Raw genomic sequence first — 23,247 nt, forward strand, 5'->3', positions numbered from 1 at the left:
CACGCATCGGCATGAGCGACACGCTACGCAACCAGTTGCTGGGCCTGGGTTTCAAGGCCGCGCCCAAGGCGGAGAAGGACCGGTCACGCCCCAAGGCGCCGTACGCCGACCGCCGTCCGGGCAAACCCAAGGGTGCCGGCGCCCGTGCGGCTGGCGTGGGGGACAGGCGTTCCCGCGAAGACATCGACCTCGCCAAGGCCTATGCGATCCGTGCCCAGCGCGAGAAGCAGGAGCGGATCGAGGCGGAGCGCCAGAAGCAGGAAGAGGCGCGCAAACGCCGGGAAGCGCGGGAAGCTCTGGCGAAACTGCTCGAGGGCAAGGCACTCAATGCAGCCGATGCCGAGGTCGCCAGGCATTTCGAGTACGGCGGCAAGATCAAGCGCATCCATGTCACCGGGGACCAGCTCAGGGAACTCAACGCGGGCGAGCTTGGCGTCGTGCAGCTCAACGGGCGTTACCTGCTGGTCACGGCGGAGGTGCTGGCGCAGGCCGAGGCGATCTTCCCGCAGGCCGTGGCGCTGAAAGTGGAGCCCGGGGCACCGATCAGTGACGATCCGTACGCGGATCCGCAATACCAGGTCCCCGACGACCTGGTCTGGTGACGGGCACCGGCTTCGTCACGACGGAAGGCCGGAGCTGAAGTACGTAGTGACTCCGCGAGGGGTGCCTTGCCGGCCAGGGCCCGTTCCAGGAGGAACCAACCCCGGCGAGACAAGGCCCGAAAGGAGGAACGCGCGCCCCGCGCCGGCGCGGGGCGCTTGCAGGGGCGGATGCCCGGACGGGTGTCGTTGCCTGGCGCCGCACTGGAACGGGCAGCGTCCGGGAAGCGGCATGCCGCCAAGGGTCGGGGTTATTCCGGGTCGTAGTCCAGGTTCGACGCCAGCCAGCGTTCGGCCTGCGCCACCGACACGCCCTTGCGCCTGGCGTAGTCCGCGACCTGTTCCCTCCCGAGGCGTCCGACGACGAAGTACTGGCTGCCCGGATGGCTGAAGTAGTAGCCCGACACGGCGGCCGTCGGCAGCATCGCGAAGTTTTCGGTGAGGGTCATGCCGGCGTTGCCCGGCGCATCCAGCAAGGCAAACAGCGTCTGCTTCTCGCTGTGGTCGGGGCAGGCCGGATACCCGGGCGCTGGGCGGATCCCGCGATAGCCCTCGGCGATCAGCTGGCCGTTGTCCAGGCGTTCGCCGGGCGCATAGCCCCAGAACTCCGTGCGGACCCGTTGGTGCAGTCGTTCGGCCAGTGCCTCTGCCAGCCGGTCGGCCAGGGCCTTGAGCAGGATTGCGTTGTAGTCGTCGTGGTCGGCCTCGAAGCGCGCCACGTGCGGCTCGATCCCGATGCCCGCAGTGACCGCGAATGCCCCGATCCAGTCATGCCGGCCCGAGTCCACGGGGGCGACGAAATCGGCGAGGCAGAAGTCGGGCCGTTCCACGGGCTTGTCCACCTGCTGGCGCAGGAAATGCAAGGTGACGGGCCTGGCCTGTGCACTGGCACCCCCGTCGTGACTGGCCTCGACGATGACATCGTCGCCGACCGAATGCGCGGGCCACAGCCCGAACACGGCCTTTGCCGCCAGCCATTTCTCGTCGACGATGCGCGCGAGCATCGCTTGGGCGTCGGCGAACAAGGCACGGGCCTGGGTCCCGACCACGGCATCGTCCAGGATCGCGGGATACCGGCCCGCCAGCTCCCAGGCATTGAAGAACGGACCCCAGTCGATGAGTTCGACCAGGTCCGCGAGGGGGTAGTCGTCGAACACCGTCACGCCCGGCTTTGCAGGCGCGGGTGGCTCGTAGGCGTCCCAACCACCGTCGAATCGCTGCGCGCGCGCCTGCTCGAGGGATGCGAGTCGCCGTGCATCGCCGCGGTTGCGGTGGCGTTCGCGGATCTCGGCGTAATCGGCGTCGTTGGCGGCCACGAACCCGGCACGCATGTCGGCGCTGACCAGCGACTGCGCCACGCCGACCGCGCGCGACGCGTCCTTGACCCAGATGGTAGGCGACTTGTAGTGGGGGTCGATCTTCAGCGCCGTGTGCGCGCGGGAGGTCGTGGCGCCACCGATCAGCAACGGCGTCTCGAAGCCCTGGCGTTGCATCTCGCGGGCGACATGGCCCATCTCCTCCAGCGACGGCGTGATCAACCCGGACAGCCCGATGATGTCGGCGGACACTTCGCGCGCCTTGTCCAGGATGGTCTGCGTCGGCACCATCACCCCGAGGTCGAAGACCTCGAAGTTGTTGCAGGCCAGCACCACGCCGACGATGTTCTTGCCGATGTCGTGGACGTCGCCCTTCACCGTGGCCATCACGATGCGGCCGTTGGGCTTGCCGGCATCGCCCGTCCGGGCCTTCTCCGCCTCGATGTAGGGGAGGAGGTGGGCGACGGCCTTCTTCATCACCCGAGCCGACTTGACGACCTGCGGCAGGAACATCTTGCCGGAGCCGAAGAGGTCGCCGACCACGTTCATCCCGGCCATCAGCGGGCCTTCGATGACGTCCAGTGGCCGGGTCGCCGCGGCGCGCGCCTCCTCCGTGTCCTCGACGACGTACTTGTCGATGCCATGGACCAGGGCGTGGCTCAGCCGGGCGCCGACCTCCTTGTCGCGCCACGCCAGGTCCTCCACGCTCGCCGCGCCCTTGCCGCCGCGGTAGCGCTCGGCGATCTCCAGCAGGCGCTCGGTCCCGTCCTTGCGGCGATTGAGCACCACGTCCTCGACGCGCTCGCGCAGCTCCGGATCCAGGTCGTCGACGATCGGCAGCGCACCGGCATTGACGATGCCCATGTCCATGCCCGCCTCGATGGCGTGGTAGAGGAACACGGCGTGGATCGCCTGGCGCACGGTCTCGTTGCCCCGGAACGAGAAGGAAACGTTGGAGACGCCGCCGGACACGTGGCAGTGGGGCAGGGTGGCGCGGATGATGCGCGTGGCCTCGATGAAGTCGACGGCGTAGTTGTCGTGCTCCTCGATGCCGGTGGCGATGGCGAAGATGTTGGGGTCGAAGATGATGTCCTCGGGCGGGAAGCCCACGTCGTCGACCAGGATGCGGTAGGCGCGGCTGCAGATCTCGACCTTGCGGGCGCAGGTGTCGGCCTGGCCGGCTTCGTCGAACGCCATCACCACCGCCGCCGCGCCATAGCGCAGGACCTTGCGCGCCTGTTCGACGAACGCCTGCTCGCCCTCCTTGAGCGAGATCGAGTTGACCACGCTCTTGCCCTGCAGGCACTTCAGGCCGGCCTCGATCACGCTCCACTTCGAGGAATCCACCATCACCGGGATGCGGGCGATGTCGGGCTCGGACATGATCAGGTTCAGGAAACGGACCATCGCCGCCTCCGAATCGAGCATGCCCTCGTCCATGTTGACGTCCAGGATCTGGGCGCCGCTGAGCACCTGCTGCCGGGCGACCTCGACGGCCTCGTCGAAGCGATCCTCCTGGATGAGCTTGCGGAAGCGGGCGCTGCCGGTGACGTTGGTGCGCTCGCCGATGTTCACGAACAGCAGGTCCGGCGTGAGGACGAGCGGCTCCAGCCCGGACAACCGCGTATGGCGGGCGAGGGCGCTCATGCCGCGTTCGCCATCGGCATCACCCGTGGACGCCTGGGTTCGATCCCGCGCACGGCACCCGCGATCGCGGCGATGTGCGCTGGCGTCGTCCCGCAGCAGCCGCCGACGAGGTTCAGCAGGCCCGACTCGGCGAACTCGCGGAGCGTGGCCGCCATTTCCTCCGGTGTTTCGTCGTAGGCGCCGAAGGCGTTCGGGAGGCCCGCGTTGGGATGCGCGCTGACGAAGGCTTCGGCGACACCGGACAGGGCTTCGACGTGGGGCCGCAGGTCCTTCGCGCCCAGGGCGCAATTCAGGCCCACGGACAGCGGCTTCCCGTGTGCGACCGAGGCGTGGAATGCTTCCGCCGTCTGCCCCGACAGCGTGCGCCCGGACGCGTCGGTGATGGTGCCCGAGATCATCACCGGCAGCCGTGCACCCAGCGCGTCGAACGTCTCCTCGATGGCGTACAGGGCGGCCTTCGCGTTGAGCGTGTCGAAGATCGTCTCGACCATCAGCGTGTCGGCGCCGCCCTCGATCAGGCCCCGGGCGGCTTCCCGGTAGGTCTCGCGCAGCGCGTCGAAGCTGGTGTTGCGGAAGCCCGGGTCGTTGACGTCGGGGCTGATCGAAGCGGTGCGGCTGGTCGGCCCCAGCACGCCGATGACGAAGCGCGGCTGGCCCGGACTCCGGGCCTCGGCGGCATCGCACGCCTCGCGTGCGAGCCGTGCGCCTTCGCGATTGAGTTCCGCCACCAGGTGCTCGAGCCGGTAGTCGGCCTGGCTGATCGCGGTGGCGTTGAACGTATTGGTCTCGACCATGTCCGCGCCGGCGTCCAGGTATTCGGCATGGATGGAGCGGATCAGGTCGGGGCGGGTCAGGGTGAGCAGGTCGTTGTTTCCCCGCAGGTCCTGTGCCAGCGGAGGCGCAGCGTAACCGTGCCCGGCGTCGAATCCCTCCGCGAAACGAGCGCCACGGTAGTCGTCCTCGTCGAGTTCGGCCCGCTGGATCATCGTGCCCATCGCGCCGTCGATGACGAGGATGCGCTCGGCCAGTGCGCTTTCGAGCGCCGCCACGCGCAGGGGGTCGTGCCAGGGAAGGGTCTTCATGGTTTCCGTGCGATCAGGGAGATGACTTCGAAATGCGGGGGGCGTTTCTCGCGCGTCACGATTTCCGCGGTCTGCACGGCCAGGCCTGCCTTGTCCACGAACCGCCGCAAATCCCGGAGCCCGAAGCCGAGGTTGGCGTGCCCATAAGCCTCGACAGCAGTGCGGTGCTCGTGCCGCGCAAGGCTCGACAGCAGCAACCGGCCGCCCGGCCTGAGCACGCGCGCCGCCTCGGCCACGGCCTGGGCCGGCCTGGCGGCATAGGTCAAGGCGTGCATCAACACGACGAGGTCGAAGCTGCCAGCCTCGAAGGGGAGCGCGTGCATGTCTGCCTCGTGCACCTCCACGTTCGGATAGCGCCGGAGGCGTTCTGCCGCAGCCTCGACGACCCGGGCGCTGGCGTCGACGCAGGCGTAGCGTCGCGCATGCGGGGCGAGCAGCTCGGCAAGGACGCCGTCGCCGGATGCGACGTCCAGCACGTCCCCGGTCTCGAACAGGGGCAGCACCGAGCGCGCCAGGGCTTCCCAGGTGCGCCCCGGGGAATAATGGCGTTCCATGTCGCCGGCCACCGAGTCGGCCCAGTTCTGGTCCGCGGCGCGCATGGCCAGCACCCCGGCCACGCGTTCGGCATCCTGGCGCAGCAGCGGATCGTCGCTGCCGCTGCGCAATGCCTGCCAGAGTGCGCGCTGCGCGGCGTCCAGCGCGTCTTCCTCGAAGCGGTAGTACGCGGAGACGCCGGCGCGACGGTCGCGGACCAGCCCGGCGTCCTTGAGGCGGGACAGGTGGGTGGAGACGCGAGGCTGCGCCAAGCGGGTGATCGCCGACAGCTCCGCCACGGTGAGCTCCTCGCCCTCGAGAAGGGCAAGCAAGCGGACCCGGGTGGGATCGGCCAATACCTTGAGCCTGGCGGACCAGCCCTCGAGGTCCATTAATATCTTTCCATCGCGATTCAAGGATATGAGTGTCGCGTCCGCAGCCCGACCGGTCAAGCGGCGGGCGGCTGCGCGTCGGCCGGAGATGCGGACCGCGAGGCTCCGATCGTCGTGGCCCGGCGTCCCTGCGGGTGCCGCCGCTCGCCGTCGCGCGCGATCCCGGCTGACCGCTCACGGCGCCAAGGCTACAATTGCGCCTCTTGCCCGGCCGGAGTGGCGACGTGGATTTTGGTTTCACCGAAGAGCAGCTGATGATCCAGGACGTGGCGCGCCGCATCGCCCGGGAAAAAATCGCGCCGAGCGCCGAGGAATTCGACCGTAGCGGCGAGTTTCCCCTGGAAAACATCCGGCTGCTCGGCGAGAACGGGCTGATGGGAATCGAGGTGCCGGCCGAGTACGGCGGAGCGGGCATGGACCCGATCGCCTACGTGCTCGCGATGGTCGAGATCGCCGCGGCCGACGCCGCCCATTCGACGATCATGTCCGTCAACAACTCGTTGTTCTGCAACGGGATCCTCACCCACGGCACCGAGGCGCAGAAGCAGAAGTACGTCAAGGCGATCGCGGAGGGCAGGGAGATCGGCGCGTTCGCGTTGACCGAGCCGCAGTCCGGCTCCGATGCCACCGCGATGCGTTGCCGCGCCGTCAAGCAGGCGGACGGCAGCTTCAAGGTCACGGGGAAGAAGAGCTGGATCACCTCCGGGCCGGTAGCGAAGTACATCGTCCTGTTCGCGATGACCGATCCGGACAAGGCGGCACGCGGCATCACCGCCTTTCTCGTCGACACCACCCGCGAGGGCTTCCACCGCGGCAAGACCGAACCCAAGCTCGGCATCCGGGCCTCGGCGACGTGCGAGATCGAGTTCGAGGACTACGTGGTGCAACCCGATGAGGTGCTGGGCGAGGAGGGCCACGGCTTCAAGATCGCGATGGGCGTACTCGACGCCGGCCGCATCGGCATCGCCTCGCAGGCGGTCGGGATTGGCCGGGCTGCGTACGAGGCTTCGATCGAGTATTCGCGGGAGCGGCATGCGTTCGGCCAGCCGATCGGCAGTTTCCAGATGATCCAGTCCAAGCTCGCCGACATGAAATGCAAGCTGGACGCCTCCCTGTTGCTGACGCTGCGCGCGGCCTGGCTCAAGGGCCAGGGCAAGCGCTTCACCACCGAGGCGGCGGTCGCCAAGCTGACCGCGTCCGAGGCCGCGATGTGGATCGCGCACCAGGCGGTGCAGATCCATGCCGGCATGGGCTACTCCAAGGAAATGCCCATCGAACGCTACTTCCGCGACGCCAAGATCACCGAGATCTACGAGGGGACCAGTGAAATCCAGCGCCTGGTCATCGCCCGCCACGAGACCGGCCTGCGCTAGACGCACCGCCCCTCGCCCGACACCCGCGCATCCAGACGGAACCTGTTCTCCCATGAGCGCCAAGACCCCCGCCCGCCGCAAGGCGGCTGACCGCGCCTCCGATCGCCCCCGGAACGCGTTGCTCGACCCGATTTTCACCGCCATCCGCAAGATCGCCGGCAAGTCCCAGGGCGAGGATGCCTGCACCTTCGCCGCGAGCTTCTACCGGCGGCTGACGGAAGACGAGATGCCGCTGCACAGCGCCGAGGGATGGGCTGCCCTGGCGAACGACTTCCTCGACTTCGCGCGCAAGCGCAAGCGGGGGAAGGCGAACCTGCGCCTGTTCAACCCGGCGATGAAGGCCGACGGCTGGGAATCGCCGCACACGGTGCTGCAGATCGTCAACGACGACATGCCCTTCCTGGTCGATTCGGTGACCATGGCCCTGGCCGAAATGGGCATCGGTGTCCACGTGCTGGGCCATCCGGTCGTGCGCATGCGGCGCGACAAGGCCGGAAAGCTGCTGGCCGTAGGCGAGGGCGAGCCCGAATCGCTGATGCACCTGGAGATCGACCGGCAGTCCGCCGACGACACGACTGGAATCGAGACCCGGATCCAGGCGGTGCTCGACGACGTGCGCGCGATCGTCGCTGACTGGAAGCCGATGCGAGCCAAGATGCTCGAGGTCGCAGAGGACATCGCCACGCGGCAGATGCCGATCAGCGACGAGGAACGCCGCGAGGCGCACGATTTCCTGTCCTGGGCGGCGGACGACCACTTCACCTTCTTCGGCTACCGCGAATACCTGGTCAACCGCAACAAGGGCGAGGAAGTCCTGCGCGCGGTCGAGGGCAGCGGCCTGGGTTTGTTGCGCGGCGAGGACTACGGCAAGCCGCGCCCGCTCAAGTCGCTCGCCGCGCACTACATCGCGCGCTCGGGCTCGGTCGATGCGCTGATCCTGACCAAGACCAATTCCCGCTCCAGCGTCCACCGCCCGGGCTACATGGACTACATCGGCGTGCTGACCTTCGACAAGGCGGGCAAGCCGGTGGCCGAGCAGCGATTCCTCGGCCTGTACACCTCGAGCGCCTACAACCGCCGGCCCTGGGACATCCCGCTCGTGCGCAAGCGCTTCGACTACGTGATGCGGGAATCCGGCCTCGAGGCGACCGGCCACAGCGGCAAGGCGCTCAAGCACATCCTGGAGACACTTCCGCGCGACGAGCTTTTCCAGTCGACGGCCGAGGAGCTGTACCGGGTCGCCACCGGCATCCTCGGGCTGCAGGAGCGGGTGCGCAGCCAGCTGTTCCTGCGCCGTGACCGCTACGGCCGCTTCTATTCGGTGCTCGCCTACATCCCTCGCGAGCGGTTCAACACCGACGTGCGCCTGCGCATCGAGGACATGCTCAAGCGCGCGCTCAACGCCGACCAGGTCGACACGAATGTCTCCGTGGGCGAGTCGCCGCTGGCCCAGTTGCACCTGATCGTCCGCCCCAGGGCCGGCGAAAACGTCGATGTCGACCAGGGGCTGCTGGATTCGGAGCTCGCCGCGATCGTGCGCAACTGGAAGGACGACCTGCGCGACGTGCTCGTGTCGCGGCATGGCGAGGCCGAGGGCCTGGCGCTCTCCGACCGGTTCGCACGGGCGCTGACCGCCAATTACATCGAGCTGGCCACCCCGCAGGTCGCGGCCAACGACGTCGAGCAGCTCGCCGCGCTCGATGACTCGCACGACCTCAGGCTTAGCCTGTACATGGCACCGAGGCGCTTGCCCGGCCAGGGCGCGTTGCGCCTGAAGCTCTACCGCCTGCAGGAGGACATCCCGCTGTCGGACGTGCTGCCGATGATGGAGAACATGGGCCTGCGGGTCATCTCCGAGCATCCCCATCGGATCGAGTACGCGACCGGGGACGGCCTGCTGACGCCGGCCTATATCCAGGACTTCGAGGTCCAGTCGATCCGCGGCGAGATCGACGTGGAGCGGTACGGACCGCAGTTCGTCGAGGCATTCATCCAGCTGTGGCGTGGGCGGGCCGAGGACGACGGCTTCAACCGGCTGATCCTCGATGCCGGGCTGGCGTGGCGGCAGGTGGCCATGCTCCGCGGCTATTCGAAGTACCTGCAGCAAGCCGGGATCTCGTTCTCGCAGGCCTACATCGAGGAAACGCTGGGGCGTTATCCCTTGCTGTCGCGGCTGCTCGTTGAACTGTTCGAGGCGCGCTTCGACCCGGCGACGGGGCGGGAGTCGGAACAGGAAATCACCGACGGCGCCGACCGGCTCCGGGCGCAGCTGGAGAATCTCGCGAGGGGCGACTCCGCGGTCATGTCGGTGCTCGAACCCCTGGTCAAGGCGCGCAGCAGCGACAGGGTCGAGCAGTACGAAGCCACCAAGCGGGCGTTGCGCGTCCTGCTGGACCGGGTCGACAGCCTCGACCAGGACCGGATCCTGCGCAGCTTCGCCAGCGCCATCGACGCCACCCTGCGGACCGGTTACTACCAGCGGGGCAAGGACGGCGGGTTCAAGGATTACATCAGCTTCAAGTTCGACTCGTCCAAGGTCCCCGACCTCCCCAAGCCGCGGCCCTACCGCGAGATCTTCGTGTATTCCCCGCGGGTGGAGGGCGTGCACCTGAGGTTCGGGCCGGTGGCGCGCGGCGGCCTGCGCTGGTCGGACCGTCGCGAGGATTTCCGCACCGAGGTCCTGGGACTGGTCAAGGCGCAGATGGTCAAGAACACGGTCATCGTGCCGGTCGGGGCGAAGGGCGGATTCTTCGTCAAGAAGCCGCCGCTGGACGGGGATCGCGATGCCGTGCAGGCCGAAGGCATCGCCTGCTATTCGATGTTCATCAACGCCTTGCTGGACATCACCGACAACCTGGTCGACGGCAAGGTCGTGCCCCCGGAAAAGGTGGTCCGCCATGACGGTGACGACCCGTACCTGGTGGTCGCGGCCGACAAGGGCACCGCCACGTTCTCGGACATCGCCAACGGCATCGCGGCCGAACACGATTTCTGGATGGGCGACGCCTTCGCCTCCGGCGGATCGGTCGGATACGACCACAAGGCCATGGGCATCACCGCCAAGGGCGCGTGGGAGTCGGTCAAGCGCCATTTCCGTGCCATGGGTCGCAATTGCCAGCGCGAGGATTTCACCTGCGCGGGCATCGGCGACATGTCGGGCGACGTGTTCGGCAACGGCATGCTGTTGTCCAGGCACATCCGCCTGGTCGCGGCCTTCGACCACCGGCACATCTTCCTGGACCCCGATCCGGATGCGGCCCGGTCGTACAAGGAGCGTGCACGCATGTTCAAGCTGCCGCGCTCGAGTTGGGAGGACTACGACAAGAAGCTCATCTCGAAGGGCGGTGGGGTCCACGCGCGCACGCTGAAGTCGATCGATATCACCCCGCAGGTCCGCGCGGCGCTGGACCTGCCCGAGGGCACCGAGGCCATGTCGCCCAACGAGCTGCTCGCCGCCATCCTCAAGGCGCCGGTCGACCTGCTCTGGAACGGCGGCATCGGCACCTACGTCAAGGGCAGCAGCGAAAGCCATGCCGACGTCGGCGACCGTGCCAACAACGCCATCCGCGTCGACGGGCACCAGCTGCGCTGCAAGGTGGTGGGCGAGGGAGGCAACCTCGGCTTGACCCAGCTCGGCCGGATCGAGGCCGCCCAGGCCGGCGTGCTGCTCAACACCGACTTCATCGACAACTCCGCGGGCGTCGATACCTCCGACCACGAGGTCAACATCAAGATCCTGCTCAACGCGCAGGTCAAGGCGAAGAAGCTCACGCTCAAGGCGCGCAACCAGCTGCTCGTCGAGATGACCGACGAGGTCGAGGAGCTTGTGCTCTTCGACAACTACCGACAGAACCAGGCGATCAGCCTGATGGAGCGCATGTCGGTGCCGCGGCTGGGCTCCAAGCAGCATTTCATCCGCACGCTGGAATCCAGGGGCCTGCTGGACCGCCAGCTCGAGTACCTGCCGTCCGACGCCGAGTTGTCCGACCGCAAGGCCCGGGGATTGGGCATGACGCGCCCGGAACTGAGCGTGCTGCTGTCCTACGCCAAGCTGGTGACCTTCCAGGAGCTGGTGGACTCCGACGTGCCCGAGGACGCGTACCTGTGCAAGGAGCTGGAACGCTACTTCCCGGAGCCGCTGCAGAAGAAATACGCCAAGCAGATGCAGCAGCATCGGCTGAAGCGCGAGATCATCGCGACCGCGGTGACCAATTCGACCATCAACCGGATGGGCGCGACGTTCCTCATGCGCATGCGCGAGGACAGCGGGCGCACGACCGGCGAGGTCGCCAAGGCCTACACCATCACCCGAGAGACGCTCGACGCGCGTGAACTGTGGGCGCAGATCGACGCGCTCGACGGCAAGGTCGCCGAGTCGGTGCAGATCGACGCGCTGCAGGTCATCTGGTCGCTGCAACGCGGTTTCACGCGCTGGTTGCTGTCGAGGCCGGGCCACATCCCGGCGATCGCCGCCGCGGTGGACCGCTACCACGACGGATTCGTCGCCATCCGCGCGGGCGAGGGCATCCTGCCCGACTCGATGCGCCCGGCCTACGAGGCCGCGCAACGCGAGTGGAAGGCCAAGGGCATGCCGGCGCCCCTGGGCGGCCAGCTGGCGGCACTGCCGTACCTGAACGCGTGTCCGGACATCATCGACCTCGCGCGCCAGCGCAAGCGCGATCCGGTCGAAGTGGCCAAGGTCTACTTCCGGATCGACGAGGCGCTCAGGTTGCCCTGGTTGCTCGAGCAGATCGATGCGCTCCACGTGGAAGGCCGCTGGCACGCCATCGCACGCGGCGTGCTGCGCGACGAACTGGCCGTCCAGCACCGGGCGATCGTCGCCCAGGTCCTGTCCATGCCAGGGAGCGATGCCGCGACCAAGGTCCAGCAGTGGATGGAGCGTGACGACCCGACGCTGCGCTTCACCCTGGACATGCTCGAGGAACTGGCCAGCAAGAAGACACTGGATTACCCGATCGCTTCGGTCGCCGTGCGCCGGCTCGAGCAGCTGACGACGTCGCAGGACTGACGTCCAGGCCAGGGCACGGGCGGCGCGAGGGTGGCCGCCCGGCCCGGGGGCGCGGGCGCGGTCCCCGGGTTATCCTCCGGGCATGAGCAGCGAACGCCGCATCGCCTTCCTCGCCAGCCAGACCGACGACGCGCAGGCGGCCCTGTCCGCGATGGTCGATGCCTACGGCCAGCACCCGCCGGAGGCCGCCGACGTGCTCTGCGCGCTGGGCGGCGACGGCTTCATGCTGCAGACCCTGCATCGCCATGGCGCGCTGGGCAAGCCCGTCTACGGCATGAAGCATGGTGGCGTGGGTTTCCTCATGAACCAGCATCGCGAACCGGACCTGAACGCGCGACTGGACGCCGCCGAGCCGGCCGTCCTTCGACCCCTGGAAATGGTTGCGCTCTCCGAGTCGGGCACCAGCACCGGGTCGCTGGCCTACAACGAGGTGTCGTTGCTGCGGCAAACCCGGCAAGCCGCGCACCTTGCCATCGAGCTCAACGGCCAGACCCGGCTGGACGAGCTGGTGTGCGATGGCGTCATGCTCGCGACCCCGGCCGGCAGCACTGCCTACAATTATTCCGCGCATGGGCCGATCCTGCCGCTGGGTTCGAGCGTGGTCGCGCTGACGCCGATCGCGGCATTCCGTCCCAGGCGCTGGCGCGGCGCCCTGCTCAAGGCCGACACCGAGGTCCGGTTCCGCGTGCTGGACCCGTACAAGCGCCCGGTCAGCGCCACCGCCGACTCGCACGAGGTGCGCGACGTGGTCGAGGTCACCATCCGTGAGTCGCGCGACCGGACCGTGACCCTGCTGTTCGATCCCGAGCACAACCTCGAGGAACGGATCCTCAGCGAGCAGTTCGTGGTTTGACCCGGGCCGGGGGTGGCTGGCCTGGCGTCGCGTCGCACCCGGAGAGACGCTTGGGCGGTATCGTGGGCGCGTGGACACCCCCCTCCAGACCTCCGGCCCCCTGACCGTCGCGATTTCCTCCCGGGCGTTGTTCGACCTGGAGGACAGCCATCGCCTGTTCGAAGCAAGCGGGATCGAGGCGTACGCCGAGCACCAGCGCATGCACGAGGACGACATCCTCGACCCGGGGATCGCCTTTCCCCTGGTGCGCAAGCTGCTCGCGCTCAACGACGGCGCCGCGACCGACGCGCCCCGGGTGGAGGTGATCCTGCTGTCCCGGAACTCATCGGACACGGGTCTGCGCATCTTCAACTCCATCCAGCATCACGGACTGGCGATTTCCCGGGCCAGCTTCACCTCGGGCGCCGATACCTGGCCCTACATCAAGCCGTTTGGTGCGCAGCTGTTCCTGTCCGCCAACCCCGAGTCGGTCCGCCTGGCGCTGGAGAACGGGGTCGCGGCGGCCACCATCCTGCCTGCCAAGGCGCCGGCCCACCGCCATGACCAGTTGCGCATCGCTTTCGACGGCGATGCCGTGATCTTCGACGACGAGGGCGAGCGGGTATCCCGCGAGAGCGGGATCGAGGCCTTCCACCGGCACGAGACGGAGCGGGCCCGGCAGGCGCTTTCCGGCGGGCCGTTCCGGGGCTTCCTCGACGCATTGCACCGGCTGCAGGCGGCCTATCCGCCCGGCGATGCCTCGCCGATCCGGACGGCCCTGGTGACGGCGCGTTCCGCCCCGGCACACGAACGCGTGATCCGCACGCTGCGGGCCTGGGACGTCCGCCTGGACGAGGCACTGTTCCTCGGCGGCCGTTCCAAGGGACCGTTCCTGGATGCCTTCGGCGCGGACATCTTCTTCGACGACTCGCAGCACAACATCGATTCGGCGCGGCAACACGTGACCACCGGCCACGTGCCCCACGGTATCTCCAACCTGTAGCCGACCTGGGTGTTGCCGGTCCGGTGGCGTCGCGTCGCTACAGCGGCAGGCGGATGTCGGACAGCTTCCAGCGCAGGCCCTTGCGGGTCAGGACGAACACGATCGGCCGCCCGGAATCGTCCTGTACCGTGGCGGTGAAGCGCGATGGCGACTCGTAGCGTTGCACTGCGTCGCGAAGGGGCTCCGGCTGCGCCTCGGTATCATCCCGCGAGGGAGGCTTGATGCCGATGCCGCGGTTCCACACCTTCCGGCCTTCCATCAGGGCGCCCAGGCCGAGCGGCGTGACCATCGCATCGACCGCGCCTCCCACCAGTCCCGTGGCCATCCGCAGGCCGAACGCACCCAGCAGGCTGGATTGCACGCCCGGGCCGGCTTCGCGCACCACATGGTCGGTGAGCTGGGCCTTGAGGCTGGTGCGCAGCGCCGGGAAGTCGACCTGCGCGGCCAGCGCGCGGGTGTCTTCGGTCTTGATGGCGTCGCGGATGGCATTGATCGCCAGGTAGGGGCCAGCGGCGGCATACGCGAGCAGCATCGCGAGCACGGCAGCCGACAGCCAGATCATCTTCTTCAAAGGGACTCTCCCGGAAGCCATTGGCGCCATTGTAGAAGCCGCCGCGATCGCCAGGACGGCGCGGGCAGGCCCCGGAGGCCGGTCCTTCGCTGGTGCGTGTGTCGGGCCTCAGAATTCGAGGTCCAGTGCGGCGCACAGGTAGTCGACGAACGGCGCCAGCGATTGCAGGTCCTTCGCCAGCACCTGGCGCAGCCGTGGCCCCCCCATCACGCGATCCTCGATGTCGCGCGACGCCACGAAGTTCCGGTGCTTCAGGTCGTCGATGAACTCGAAGTCCGGCGGAAATCCGCGCGGCGGGCGCACCAGCATCTCGCTGTCTTCCAGCGTGTAACGCCGGCGGAAGCCGGGCGCATGCGCGGCGGCCTTCCAGCTGGCGGGATTGTCGACGATGAACTGCCGCACCCTGCGCTGCGTCTGGGTGTCGGGGTGCCACAGGCCGGCACCGACGAAGCATCGTCCCGGTTGCAGGTGGATGTAGAACGACGGTGCCGGCACCTGCTTGCGCCGCTCATGGAACAGTCGCGCGCCTTGCCAGGACTTGTAGGGGGACTTGTCGTTGGCGAATCGCGTGTCGCGATGGATGCGGAACAGCGAGCCGCCGACCGGCTTGGGCTCGGCCCGGTAATGCGGGCTGAGCGCGTGCAGTTCCGGTTGCAGGTCCACGAGCAGCCGCTGGAACGGCGCGCGGACGTGCGCTTCGTAGTCGTCCCTGTGGTCATGGAACCAGGCACGCTCGTTGTGCCGTGCCAGGTCTCGCAGGAACTTGAAGGACTTGTCGGTGAAGTAGGCGGCCATGGCATGTCCGGGGCGACGAGGAGATTGAGGGGGGCGTCAGGCGCGCGGCAGCCCGGCTTCCAGCTCGTCCGCCCAGGCCGCGAGTTCGTCAAGCAGGGTCGACCGGCTCGCGTCGCCGGACGGCGCGGCTTTCAGCCCGGCGACCTGCGCCCGGAACTGTCGCAAGTTCAATTCCGACAAGCCCGTTTCGCCACGCAGCCGGGTCTCGCGATACGCATCCCAGCGCACCCGTTCACCGGCGTCGAGGCTGTCGGGCCAGTTGCGCGCCCGGTACCTGAACAAAAGTTCGGGCAGGCGCGCATCCTGGAAACCGAAGTCGCGGGAGCCCAGGGACCGCGGCGGCGTTGCGCGGACGTCCGCGCATCGGCGCTTGTCGCCATCGCCGACGAAGCCGTCGTACAGGGCCGCGTCGGGATCGGCGGGTTCGCGCCGTGGGCCTTCGGCGAACACCTGCCGTACCTTCTCCGCCAGGCCAGGTCCGGCTGCACGCAGCGCGTCGGCACGCGACAAGGCCTGCCGGGGATCGATCTGGAGCCGCGCGAAATCGTCAGGACGCAGGTGGTCCCACTGGACCAGCGCCGGGCAACGGTTGAGATGGACTTCCTTCAGCGGGATGCGGGACTGGCCCTCGGGCAGGTCGGCGGCGCGGACGTAGAGCCTGTCCGCGATGGCCTGGGGTTCCAGGTCGAGCAGGGCCTGCGGGTCGCTGTCGAGGTCGAGGACGATGACACGGCTGTCGATCCGCGGATGCCGTGCCAATGGCAAGACGGCCGCGGCGCAGAGGCGCGACGCCGGATAGCGTTGCGAGACATGCAGCACGGGTGCCATCGCCATGGTGTCGAGCAGCGATCCGGCGAAGCGCTTGTCCCGCAGGCGCAGCGCGTATTCCCATAGCCTGGGTTGGGCCTGCCTGAGCTTGCGTGCCATGCCGATGAGGGCGCGCACGTCCGACAGCGCCTCGTGGGCCTCGCCGATGCGCACGTCGTTGGCGGTGGCCAGGTGCTCCAGCCTGAAGGACGTGGCGCCGTCCTCGCGACTGGGCCACTGGATGCCTTCCGGGCGCAACGCATGCGCCAGGCGCAGCACGTCGAGCAGGTCCCAGCGCGAGTTGCCGCCGCGCCACTCGCGCTCGTAGGGGTCGAAGAAGTTCCGGTAGAGCCCGTGGCGGATGAACTCGTCGTCGAAGCGCAGCGAGTTGTAGCCCACGCTGCAGGTGCCCGGCCGCGCCATTTCGTCGAAGATCCGGGCAAATGCCTCGGCTTCCGGCACGCCCCTGGCGCGCGCCGTCTGCGGGGAGATGCCGGTGACGAGCGTCGCCTCGGGGGAGGGCAGGAGGTCGTTCGCGGGCTGGACGAAGAACTCCACGGGCGCTTCGACCTCTTCGAGCGCCGGGTTGGTCCGGATCGCGGCGAACTGGGCGACTCGGCTGCGGCGCGGATCGGTGCCGAAGGTTTCGAGATCGTAAAAGAGGAAGCTGTCAGGCATCTGGTTGCGGGCTCGGCGATTCGTTGTCGTCAGCCGTTGCGACGGCATCGTTTGCGGCTGGCCGCCCGGTTCATGGAGGCGCGGCGTCCTGCAAGGGGGGCAGCGACTCCAGCACCGCGGCATCAGCTGCCGCGAGGTCCACCTCGGAGAGCGCCGCCACCCCTTCGGTCGCTTCCTCGAGGATCACCCGCTGGATCTCGCTGCGCGCCAGGGCGAGGGCGTAGGGGATGCGCATGAAGGTGACCATGGCGTAGTGCGGGATGAAGCGACCGGGGTGGCGCTCCTGCAGTACCTGCTCCAGGGCGCGTTGCAGCAGGAAGTCCGGGTCGTCGACGCGGTCGCGCATCTCCAGGTAGTTGTCCAGCGCCATGCGCTGGATCGCCGACGCATTGGGCTTGCGTGCGGACTCAAAGGCGGCGAAGGCGCTGCCCAGGTCGTCTTCTCCCTGCAGCCGGCGTGCAAGGTCGACGCAATCCTCGAACGCGCAGTTCATCCCCTGGCCATGGAACGGCACCATGGCATGGGCGGCGTCGCCGACCAGAACCGCCCGGCGGTCCAGGTGCCAGCGTTCCAGCGTGAGCGTGCCGAGCAATCCGGGCGGGTTGCGTGCCCAATCCTGCTCGAGCGCGGGGATCAAGGGCAGGGCATCGGGGAAGTCGCGCTCGAACAAGGCGCGTGCCTCCGCCGGACTGCGCACGTTTGCGAAGCTCGGGACGTCGTCACCAGGGCTTTCATTGGGCAGGAACAGCGTGACCGTGAACGTCTTCTCGTCGTTGGGAAGGGCGATGCACATGTAACGACCGCGGGGCCAGATGTGCAGGGCATTGGGTTCGATCCTGAATCCGCCGCCCGGCGCCGGGGGGATCTCCAGCTCCTTGTAGGAGTGGTCGAGGAATTCCGAACGTTCCCCCACGGGGCGATAGGCATCCATGGCGGCGCGCAGTTGCGATCCGGCGCCATCGGCACCCACCAGCGCGACGAAGGGCACGGCTTCGACATGTCCGTCGCGGCCGTCGCGATAGCGGGCCACGCATCCGTCGAAATCCGCATCGACGAAGCCACGGTGGAAGTGCAGCCTGGCCCCGGCGCGCTCGGCGATGTCCAGCAGGGTGATGTTGAGGTCGCCGCGGTGCACCGACCAGATCACCTCGGAGTCGTCGCGCCCGTAGCGCTGCAGTTCGACGCGTCCGTCGAGGAAATGCACCATGCGCCCTCGCATCATCACGGCCTGCGCCATGACCGGCCCATCGGCATCGGCCTGCTTCAGCGCATGCAAGCCGCGTTCGGCCAGCGCGAGGTTGATCGATCGTCCCCCCTCGTACCCCTTAACCCGCGGGTCCCCGCGCTTTTCGAAGACGTCCACCTGCCAGCCCTTGCGCGCAAGCAACGCGGCGAACAATGCGCCCGCGAGCCCGGCACCGACGATGGTGAGGCGGCGATCGGTCATGCGCCTGCCCCGCGCCAAGCCTCGACGGCACGCACGAAGCGCAGGATGTCGGCATGGGTGTTGTAGGAGGGCGCCGGCGAGATCCGGATGACGTCGGGTTCGCGCCAGTCGCCCAGGACGCCGTCCGCGGCAAGGTATTCGAACAACCCGCGCCCTCGCTCGCGACCGCCGGCCACTCGCAGGGACAGCTGCGCGCCTCGGCTGTCGGGATCGGCGGGGGTCACGATCGCGAGCACGTCGTCCAGCCGCTGGTGGATCAGGCGTTCGAGGTAGGCGGTCAGCCGTTTGGAGCGTTCCCGCAGCGCGTGCATGCCGGCGCGCTGGAACACTTCCAGTGATCCGCGCAAGGGGGCCAGGCCCAGGATGGGCGGATTGCTCAATTGCCAGCCGTCGGCACCCGGCGTCGGCACGAATTCCGGTCCCATCCGGAACCGGGTCTCTGCGACATGCCCCCACCAGCCTGCGAATCGCGGCCGGTCGGTGCGCGCATGCCGCGCATGCACGAAGCAGCCTGCGACGGCGCCCGGCCCGGAGTTCAGGTATTTGTAGTGGCACCACACCGCGAAGTCGGCGCCGCTGTCGTGCAGCGCCAAAGGCAGGTTGCCGGCGGCATGCGCGCAATCGAACCCGACGATCGCGCCTGCCGCATGCCCCAACCGGGTGAACTCCGCGAGGTCGAAGGCCTGTCCGGTGCGGTACTGCACGCCGGGCCAGCAGGCGAGGGCGATGCGGTGGCCGTGCTCGGCGAAGACGCGCTCGATCGCCGCCATCGAGATCGTGCCGTCGGCCGCGTCGGGCGCCAGTTCGATCAGGTCGGTGGCCGGATCGAAGCCATGGAAGCGCACCTGCGATTCAAGCGCGTACCGGTCCGAGGGGAATGCCCCGGCTTCCATCAGGATCGCGGGCCGCTCCCGGGTCGGACGGTAGAAGCTCACCAGCATGAGGTGGAGGTTGGCGGTGAGCGAGTTCATCGCCACCACTTCCGACGCCTCGGCGCCGACGACCTCGGCGAGCGGGGCGCGCACGAGGGCGTGGTAGTCCATCCATTGCGCACGGCCGGTGAAGTGGCCCTCGACCGCCTCGGTCGCCCATTTCTGCAGGACTTCCTCCACGTGCGAGCGTGCGGCCCTGGGCTGAAGGCCCAGCGAATTCCCGCAGAAATAGGCCATGTCGCGACCCTGGTGGCGCGGGACGAGGAACTCTTCGCGCAGCGCGGACAGGGGATCCGCGGCGTCCTGCGCCTGGGCGTATTCGTCGGAATGCCAATCGGTCATCGGGGTGGCCTGCCCTCGGTCGTGTTCGCACGATGGCAGGCGGCGGAGGATGGGGCGCACGCCGGACACCGGCACAACGCGCCCTGCCCGCCGGCCCCGAGGCGCCATCCGGCGTCAACGCCGCACGACGTCATTGGAACCTCGATTTCGGCAACCCCAGCCATTCCAGCGCGGTCCCGTGGTACAGGCGCGCCTGCCCGGGTTCGTCGAGGCCGAGTTCGGCGATGCCGGCACCGGGTTCCTGCTCGCCCAGCGGGAAGGGGTAGTCGGTGCCGAGCATCACCCGCTCGGTGCCGCAGGTGTCGATGAGGTATTGCAGCGCCCGCGGATCGGCGACCCAGGAATCGAAATACATGCGCTGCAGGTAATCCCGTGGATTATTCGGATTGTCGGTGGCCACCAGGTCCGGACGCATGTTGAAGCCATGCTCGATGCGGCCGATGGTGTAGGGGAAGGCGCCGCCACCGTGGGCCATGCAGACCTTCAGTTTCGGAAGGCGCTCTAGCACGCCGCCAAAGACCAGGCTGCATGCCGCGCGCGACTGCTCCGCCGGCATCCCGACCAGCCAGGGCAGCCAGTACTTCGGCATGGTGTCGGTGCCCATCATGTCCCAGGGGTGCACCAGGATCGCAGCGCCCAGGTCGGCGGCGGCCTCGAAGAACGGGAACAGCTCCGGCGCATCGAGGTTCCAATGCGCGCCTTCCGGGCCGTGGACGTGCGAGCCGATCTGCACTCCCTGCAGCCCCAGCTGGTCGACGCAGCGCTCCAGTTCCTGCACCGCCAACCTCGGCGACTGCAACGGCACGGTGCCGATGCCGGCGTAGTGGCGCGGATGCGCACGGCAGGTCTCGGCCATGTGGTCGTTGAGCGCCTGGTGCAGCTCGAGTGCGTGGTGCGGCTTGGCCCAGTAGCTGAACATCACAGGCACCGTGCTGATCACCTGCACCTGCACCCCGAAGCGCGAGTAGTCGTCGATCCGCTCCTGCGCGTCCCAGGTCTTGGACCAGATCTCCCGGAAGAAGCGCCCGTCCTTGTAGATGCGATGGCGGCCATCGTCGGTATGGTGGATCACCGGGAAGCGCTGCTCGCCGTACTTGCGCGCGAGGTCCGGCCAGTCGCGCGGCAGGTAGTGGGCGTGGATGTCGATCTTCAGCATGCGTCTTTGCCCGCCTCAGGTGTCCGGCATGGTGTACTTGGATGGCGCGGGATTGAGGTGCCCGCAGTTGTCGCAGGTGCGATGGGCTTGCGACGAGTAGAAACGGTCGAACAGCGGCGGGAAGTCCTGCTCGATGTCCTCGAGGAAGAAGAACTCCTCGTAGAGCTTGTGGTTGCAGCGCTCGCAGAACCACATCAGGCCGTCGTCCTCGTGCGGCAGGCGCTTGCGCTCGATCACCAGGCCGATCGAATCGGCGGCGCGTTGCGGGGAATGGGGCACGCGCGGGGGCAGCAGGAAGGTTTCGCCCGCCTTGATCGGGATGTCGCGGGGGCGGCCGTCTTCCTGGATGCGCAGGATCATCTCGCCCTCGAGCTGGTAGAACCACTCCGGACCCTCGTCCCAGTGGTAGTCGGTGCGCTGGTTGGGACCGCCGACGACCATGACGATGAAGTCGCCGTCGTAGACGCATTTGTTGCCTACCGGCGGCTTGAGCAGGTGCCGGTGTTCGTCGATCCAGGCCTCGAGGTTGAAGGGAGCTGGGAGCATGGCGGGACGCCTCCTGAAGCGGGTGTTGAACGGGCCCTGGGGCCTGGGCACGACTGCCCATCGTACGGGCGTCGGCGTCAGCGGGGAATCACGCCGCCAGCCAGGACGCGAATCCGGCGTACAACGGGATGCCGATCGCGAGGTTGAACGGGAACGTGATTCCTAGAGAGGCGGTGATGCAGCGCCCCACGTCAGCCTCGGGCAAGCCCGCGCGCACCGCCGCCGGCGCCGCGATGTAGGACGCGCTGGACAGCATCGTGCCGAACACGGCCGCGCCGCCCGGCGACAGGCCGCAGGCATGCCCGACCAGCACGCCGACGATGCCATGCGCCAGCGGCAGCAGCGTGGAGAAGAGCGCGAGTCGCCACCAGCCATGCCTCAACGCCGCGAGGCGGCCGGCCGCGGTCATGCCCATGTCGAGCATGAACAGCATCAGCACGCCCTGGAACAGCGCGAAGTACATGGCATCCACCGCCTTGATCCCGGCCGGCCCGGTGATCGCACCGATGGCCAGCCCGCCGAGCAACAGGATTGCGGTCTTGCCCGTGAATACCTCGCGCAGCGTGTGGTGGGACTCGGACTTCCCACCCTGGGCGCGGTGCCCCATCGCCAGGCCGATCAGCAGCGCGGGGACTTCGAGCACCACCAGCAAGGCGACCATCACCCCCTCGGCGGGCGCACCGCTGCGCTCCATGAACTGGTTGGCGGCGATGAAGGTCACCGCGGACACCGACCCGTAGTGGGCCGCCATGGCGGCCGCGTCCAGGCGGCTGTCGCGCAGGCTTGCGCGGGTGATCGCGTACGCACTGAACGTGGTGGCCGTGCCGGCGGCCAGGGTCACCAGGACCAGCAGCAACAGCACCCCGGGATCCTGCCCGCGCAAGGCCACGCCACCCTTCAGGCCGATGGCCAGCAGGAGGAAGATCGACAGGTAGACCTGGATCGCCGGCGGGATGGCGAGGTCGCTGCGGACGCCACGGGCGACCAGGCCCAGCGCGAACGCGAGCACGACCGGCGACGCGAGGTTGAGCAGGAGGAGCTCCACGGTCAGCGATTTCCCGCGCCGGGCGCGACGGCGACGCACTTGAGTTCGATGGCGATCGGGGTGGGCAATGCGGTGATGGCCAGCGTGGTGCGGCACGGCGCGGTCGCCGGATCGGGGAAATATTCCGCCCACACGCGGTTGTACTCGGCGAAATCGGCCATGTCGGTCAGGTATACGGTCACGTCCACGAGGTCTTCCCACCGCGCGCCGCTGGCTTCGAGGACGGCGCGGACGTTCGCGAACACGGAGCGCGTCTGGGCGGCGATGTCGTGGGCGACGACGCGGCCATCGGCGTCGAGGACGTTTCCGGGCACCGCGTCGCTGCGCGGATCGCGCGGCCCGATCCCCGAAAGAAGCAGCAGGTCGCCGACCCGCCGGGCGTGGGGGTAGGCCCCGACGGGCCGTGGTGCGCCGTCGGCACGGATCGAGTCGGTCATGCGTCGCCGCCCGCGCGAGCCGCCACGGCCGCGATCGCATCGTCATAGTCGGCCATCAGCCCATCCGGGCCATCGGCGCCGAAGCCCAATTCCTTGACCAGTCCATCGTCGAGCCCATAGATCCACGCGTGCACGGTCAGGGGCTGGCCCTTGGACCAGGCGTCGCGGACCGGCGTGGTGCGGCAGACATTCAACATCTGCTCGATCACGTTCAGTTCGCAGGCCGCGCGCAACCGGGCCTCTTCGTCCCCGATCGGCGCGAGGACGCCGTCGTGGCGCGCGATCACGTCGCCGATGTGGTTGATCCAGTTGTCGGCAAGCCCGATGCGGGCGCCGGTGAGCGCTGCCTTCACGCCGCCGCAACCGTAGTGTCCGCACACGATGATGTGCCTGACCTTCAGGACCTCGACCGAGAACTGGATGGTCGACAGGCAGTTGAGGTCGGAGTGGACGACGACGTTGGCGACGTTGCGGTGGACGAAGATTTCGCCCGGCGCCATGTCCACGACCTGGTTCGCCGGCACCCGGCTGTCGGCGCAGCCGATCCACAGGTATTGCGGCGTCTGCTGCCCTGAGAGCTGGGTGAAGAAATCCGGGTCGCGAGCAAGCGCCTGGGCTGCCCAGCGCTGGTTGCGTTGCAGGAGTTCCTCGAGCTTGGCCATGGGTATCGTTCTCGGTGCTGCG

18 protein-coding genes are annotated in these 23,247 nt (G+C 68.3%); 5 read left to right on the forward strand and 13 right to left on the reverse strand.

The features are described from left to right. The first annotated feature begins 11 nt into the window (after positions 1 to 11). Positions 12 to 602, forward strand: a complete 591-nt coding sequence (locus ABD970_RS08320; protein ID WP_345295026.1) for a DUF2058 domain-containing protein — start codon at positions 12 to 14, stop codon at positions 600 to 602. 248 nt (positions 603 to 850) lie between these two features. On the opposite strand, the gene metH is transcribed toward ABD970_RS08320, so the two are convergent. The 3 genes from metH to ABD970_RS08335 are packed head-to-tail and all read right to left on the reverse strand — an operon-like array spanning position 851 to position 5,570. After that, a complete protein-coding gene (metH, locus tag ABD970_RS08325) occupies positions 851 to 3,562 on the reverse strand; it encodes a methionine synthase (protein WP_345295027.1) in 2,712 nt (903 codons plus the stop codon). Beyond that, positions 3,559 to 4,644, reverse strand: a complete 1,086-nt coding sequence (locus ABD970_RS08330) for a homocysteine S-methyltransferase family protein (protein WP_345295028.1) — start codon at positions 4,642 to 4,644, stop codon at positions 3,559 to 3,561. The genes metH and ABD970_RS08330 overlap by 4 nt, the downstream gene beginning before the upstream one ends. Beyond that, the gene (locus ABD970_RS08335) at positions 4,641 to 5,570 is read right to left on the reverse strand and encodes an ArsR/SmtB family transcription factor (protein WP_345295029.1); all 930 of its coding nucleotides are present in this window, start codon (positions 5,568 to 5,570) and stop codon (positions 4,641 to 4,643) included. Before ABD970_RS08335 ends, ABD970_RS08330 begins: the two co-directional genes overlap by 4 nt. A 194-nt stretch (positions 5,571 to 5,764) precedes the next feature. Here ABD970_RS08335 and ABD970_RS08340 point away from each other — a divergent pair, with 194 nt between their 5' ends. From ABD970_RS08340 to ABD970_RS08355, 4 genes are all read left to right on the forward strand, one after another. Continuing rightward, on the forward strand, positions 5,765 to 6,943 hold the full coding sequence (locus ABD970_RS08340) for an acyl-CoA dehydrogenase family protein (RefSeq protein ID WP_345295030.1): 1,179 nt from the start codon (positions 5,765 to 5,767) through the stop codon (positions 6,941 to 6,943). A gap of 52 nt (positions 6,944 to 6,995) precedes the next feature. Then, positions 6,996 to 11,972, forward strand: a complete 4,977-nt coding sequence (locus ABD970_RS08345; protein ID WP_345295031.1) for an NAD-glutamate dehydrogenase — start codon at positions 6,996 to 6,998, stop codon at positions 11,970 to 11,972. 82 nt (positions 11,973 to 12,054) lie between these two features. Continuing rightward, the gene (locus ABD970_RS08350) at positions 12,055 to 12,825 is read left to right on the forward strand and encodes an NAD kinase (protein ID WP_345295032.1); all 771 of its coding nucleotides are present in this window, start codon (positions 12,055 to 12,057) and stop codon (positions 12,823 to 12,825) included. A 70-nt stretch (positions 12,826 to 12,895) separates the two neighbouring features. Then, a complete protein-coding gene (locus ABD970_RS08355) occupies positions 12,896 to 13,807 on the forward strand; it encodes a 5'-nucleotidase (RefSeq protein ID WP_345295033.1) in 912 nt (303 codons plus the stop codon). A 37-nt stretch (positions 13,808 to 13,844) separates the two neighbouring features. Here ABD970_RS08355 and ABD970_RS08360 read toward each other — a convergent pair whose 3' ends face one another. From ABD970_RS08360 to can, 10 genes are all read right to left on the reverse strand, one after another. Then, positions 13,845 to 14,369, reverse strand: coding sequence for a DUF2939 domain-containing protein (locus ABD970_RS08360; RefSeq protein WP_345295689.1), 525 nt, complete (start codon positions 14,367 to 14,369; stop codon positions 13,845 to 13,847). 117 nt (positions 14,370 to 14,486) lie between these two features. Beyond that, the gene (locus tag ABD970_RS08365) at positions 14,487 to 15,173 is read right to left on the reverse strand and encodes a DUF2461 domain-containing protein (protein ID WP_345295034.1); all 687 of its coding nucleotides are present in this window, start codon (positions 15,171 to 15,173) and stop codon (positions 14,487 to 14,489) included. A 36-nt stretch (positions 15,174 to 15,209) separates the two neighbouring features. Further along, positions 15,210 to 16,658, reverse strand: coding sequence for an exodeoxyribonuclease I (gene sbcB / locus ABD970_RS08370; protein ID WP_345295035.1), 1,449 nt, complete (start codon positions 16,656 to 16,658; stop codon positions 15,210 to 15,212). A 70-nt stretch (positions 16,659 to 16,728) separates the two neighbouring features. After that, positions 16,729 to 18,105 (reverse strand): FAD-dependent oxidoreductase, encoded by a 1,377-nt coding sequence (locus tag ABD970_RS08375; protein ID WP_345295036.1) that lies wholly within the window; start codon positions 18,103 to 18,105, stop codon positions 16,729 to 16,731. Further along, positions 18,102 to 19,379 (reverse strand): kynureninase, encoded by a 1,278-nt coding sequence (gene kynU / locus ABD970_RS08380; protein ID WP_345295037.1) that lies wholly within the window; start codon positions 19,377 to 19,379, stop codon positions 18,102 to 18,104. The genes ABD970_RS08375 and kynU overlap by 4 nt, the downstream gene beginning before the upstream one ends. 130 nt (positions 19,380 to 19,509) lie before the next feature. Beyond that, complete coding sequence (locus ABD970_RS08385) at positions 19,510 to 20,535, reverse strand: amidohydrolase family protein (RefSeq protein ID WP_345295038.1); 1,026 nt, start codon at positions 20,533 to 20,535, stop codon at positions 19,510 to 19,512. A 15-nt stretch (positions 20,536 to 20,550) separates the two neighbouring features. Then, entirely contained in the window at positions 20,551 to 21,081 is a 531-nt protein-coding gene (locus ABD970_RS08390) for a 3-hydroxyanthranilate 3,4-dioxygenase (RefSeq protein WP_345295039.1), read from the reverse strand. Positions 21,082 to 21,169: 88 nt separating this feature from the next. Continuing rightward, positions 21,170 to 22,126: a sodium-dependent bicarbonate transport family permease gene (locus tag ABD970_RS08395; RefSeq protein WP_345295040.1), complete on the reverse strand. Its 957-nt coding sequence runs from the start codon at positions 22,124 to 22,126 to the stop codon at positions 21,170 to 21,172. A gap of 2 nt (positions 22,127 to 22,128) precedes the next feature. Continuing rightward, the gene (locus ABD970_RS08400; protein ID WP_345295041.1) at positions 22,129 to 22,563 is read right to left on the reverse strand and encodes a RidA family protein; all 435 of its coding nucleotides are present in this window, start codon (positions 22,561 to 22,563) and stop codon (positions 22,129 to 22,131) included. After that, on the reverse strand, positions 22,560 to 23,225 hold the full coding sequence (gene can, locus ABD970_RS08405; RefSeq protein ID WP_345295042.1) for a carbonate dehydratase: 666 nt from the start codon (positions 23,223 to 23,225) through the stop codon (positions 22,560 to 22,562). Before can ends, ABD970_RS08400 begins: the two co-directional genes overlap by 4 nt. Positions 23,226 to 23,247 lie beyond the last annotated feature (22 nt).

It is taken from the genome of Luteimonas vadosa (genome assembly GCF_039543545.1).
GTDB lineage: Bacteria > Pseudomonadota > Gammaproteobacteria > Xanthomonadales > Xanthomonadaceae > Luteimonas > Luteimonas vadosa.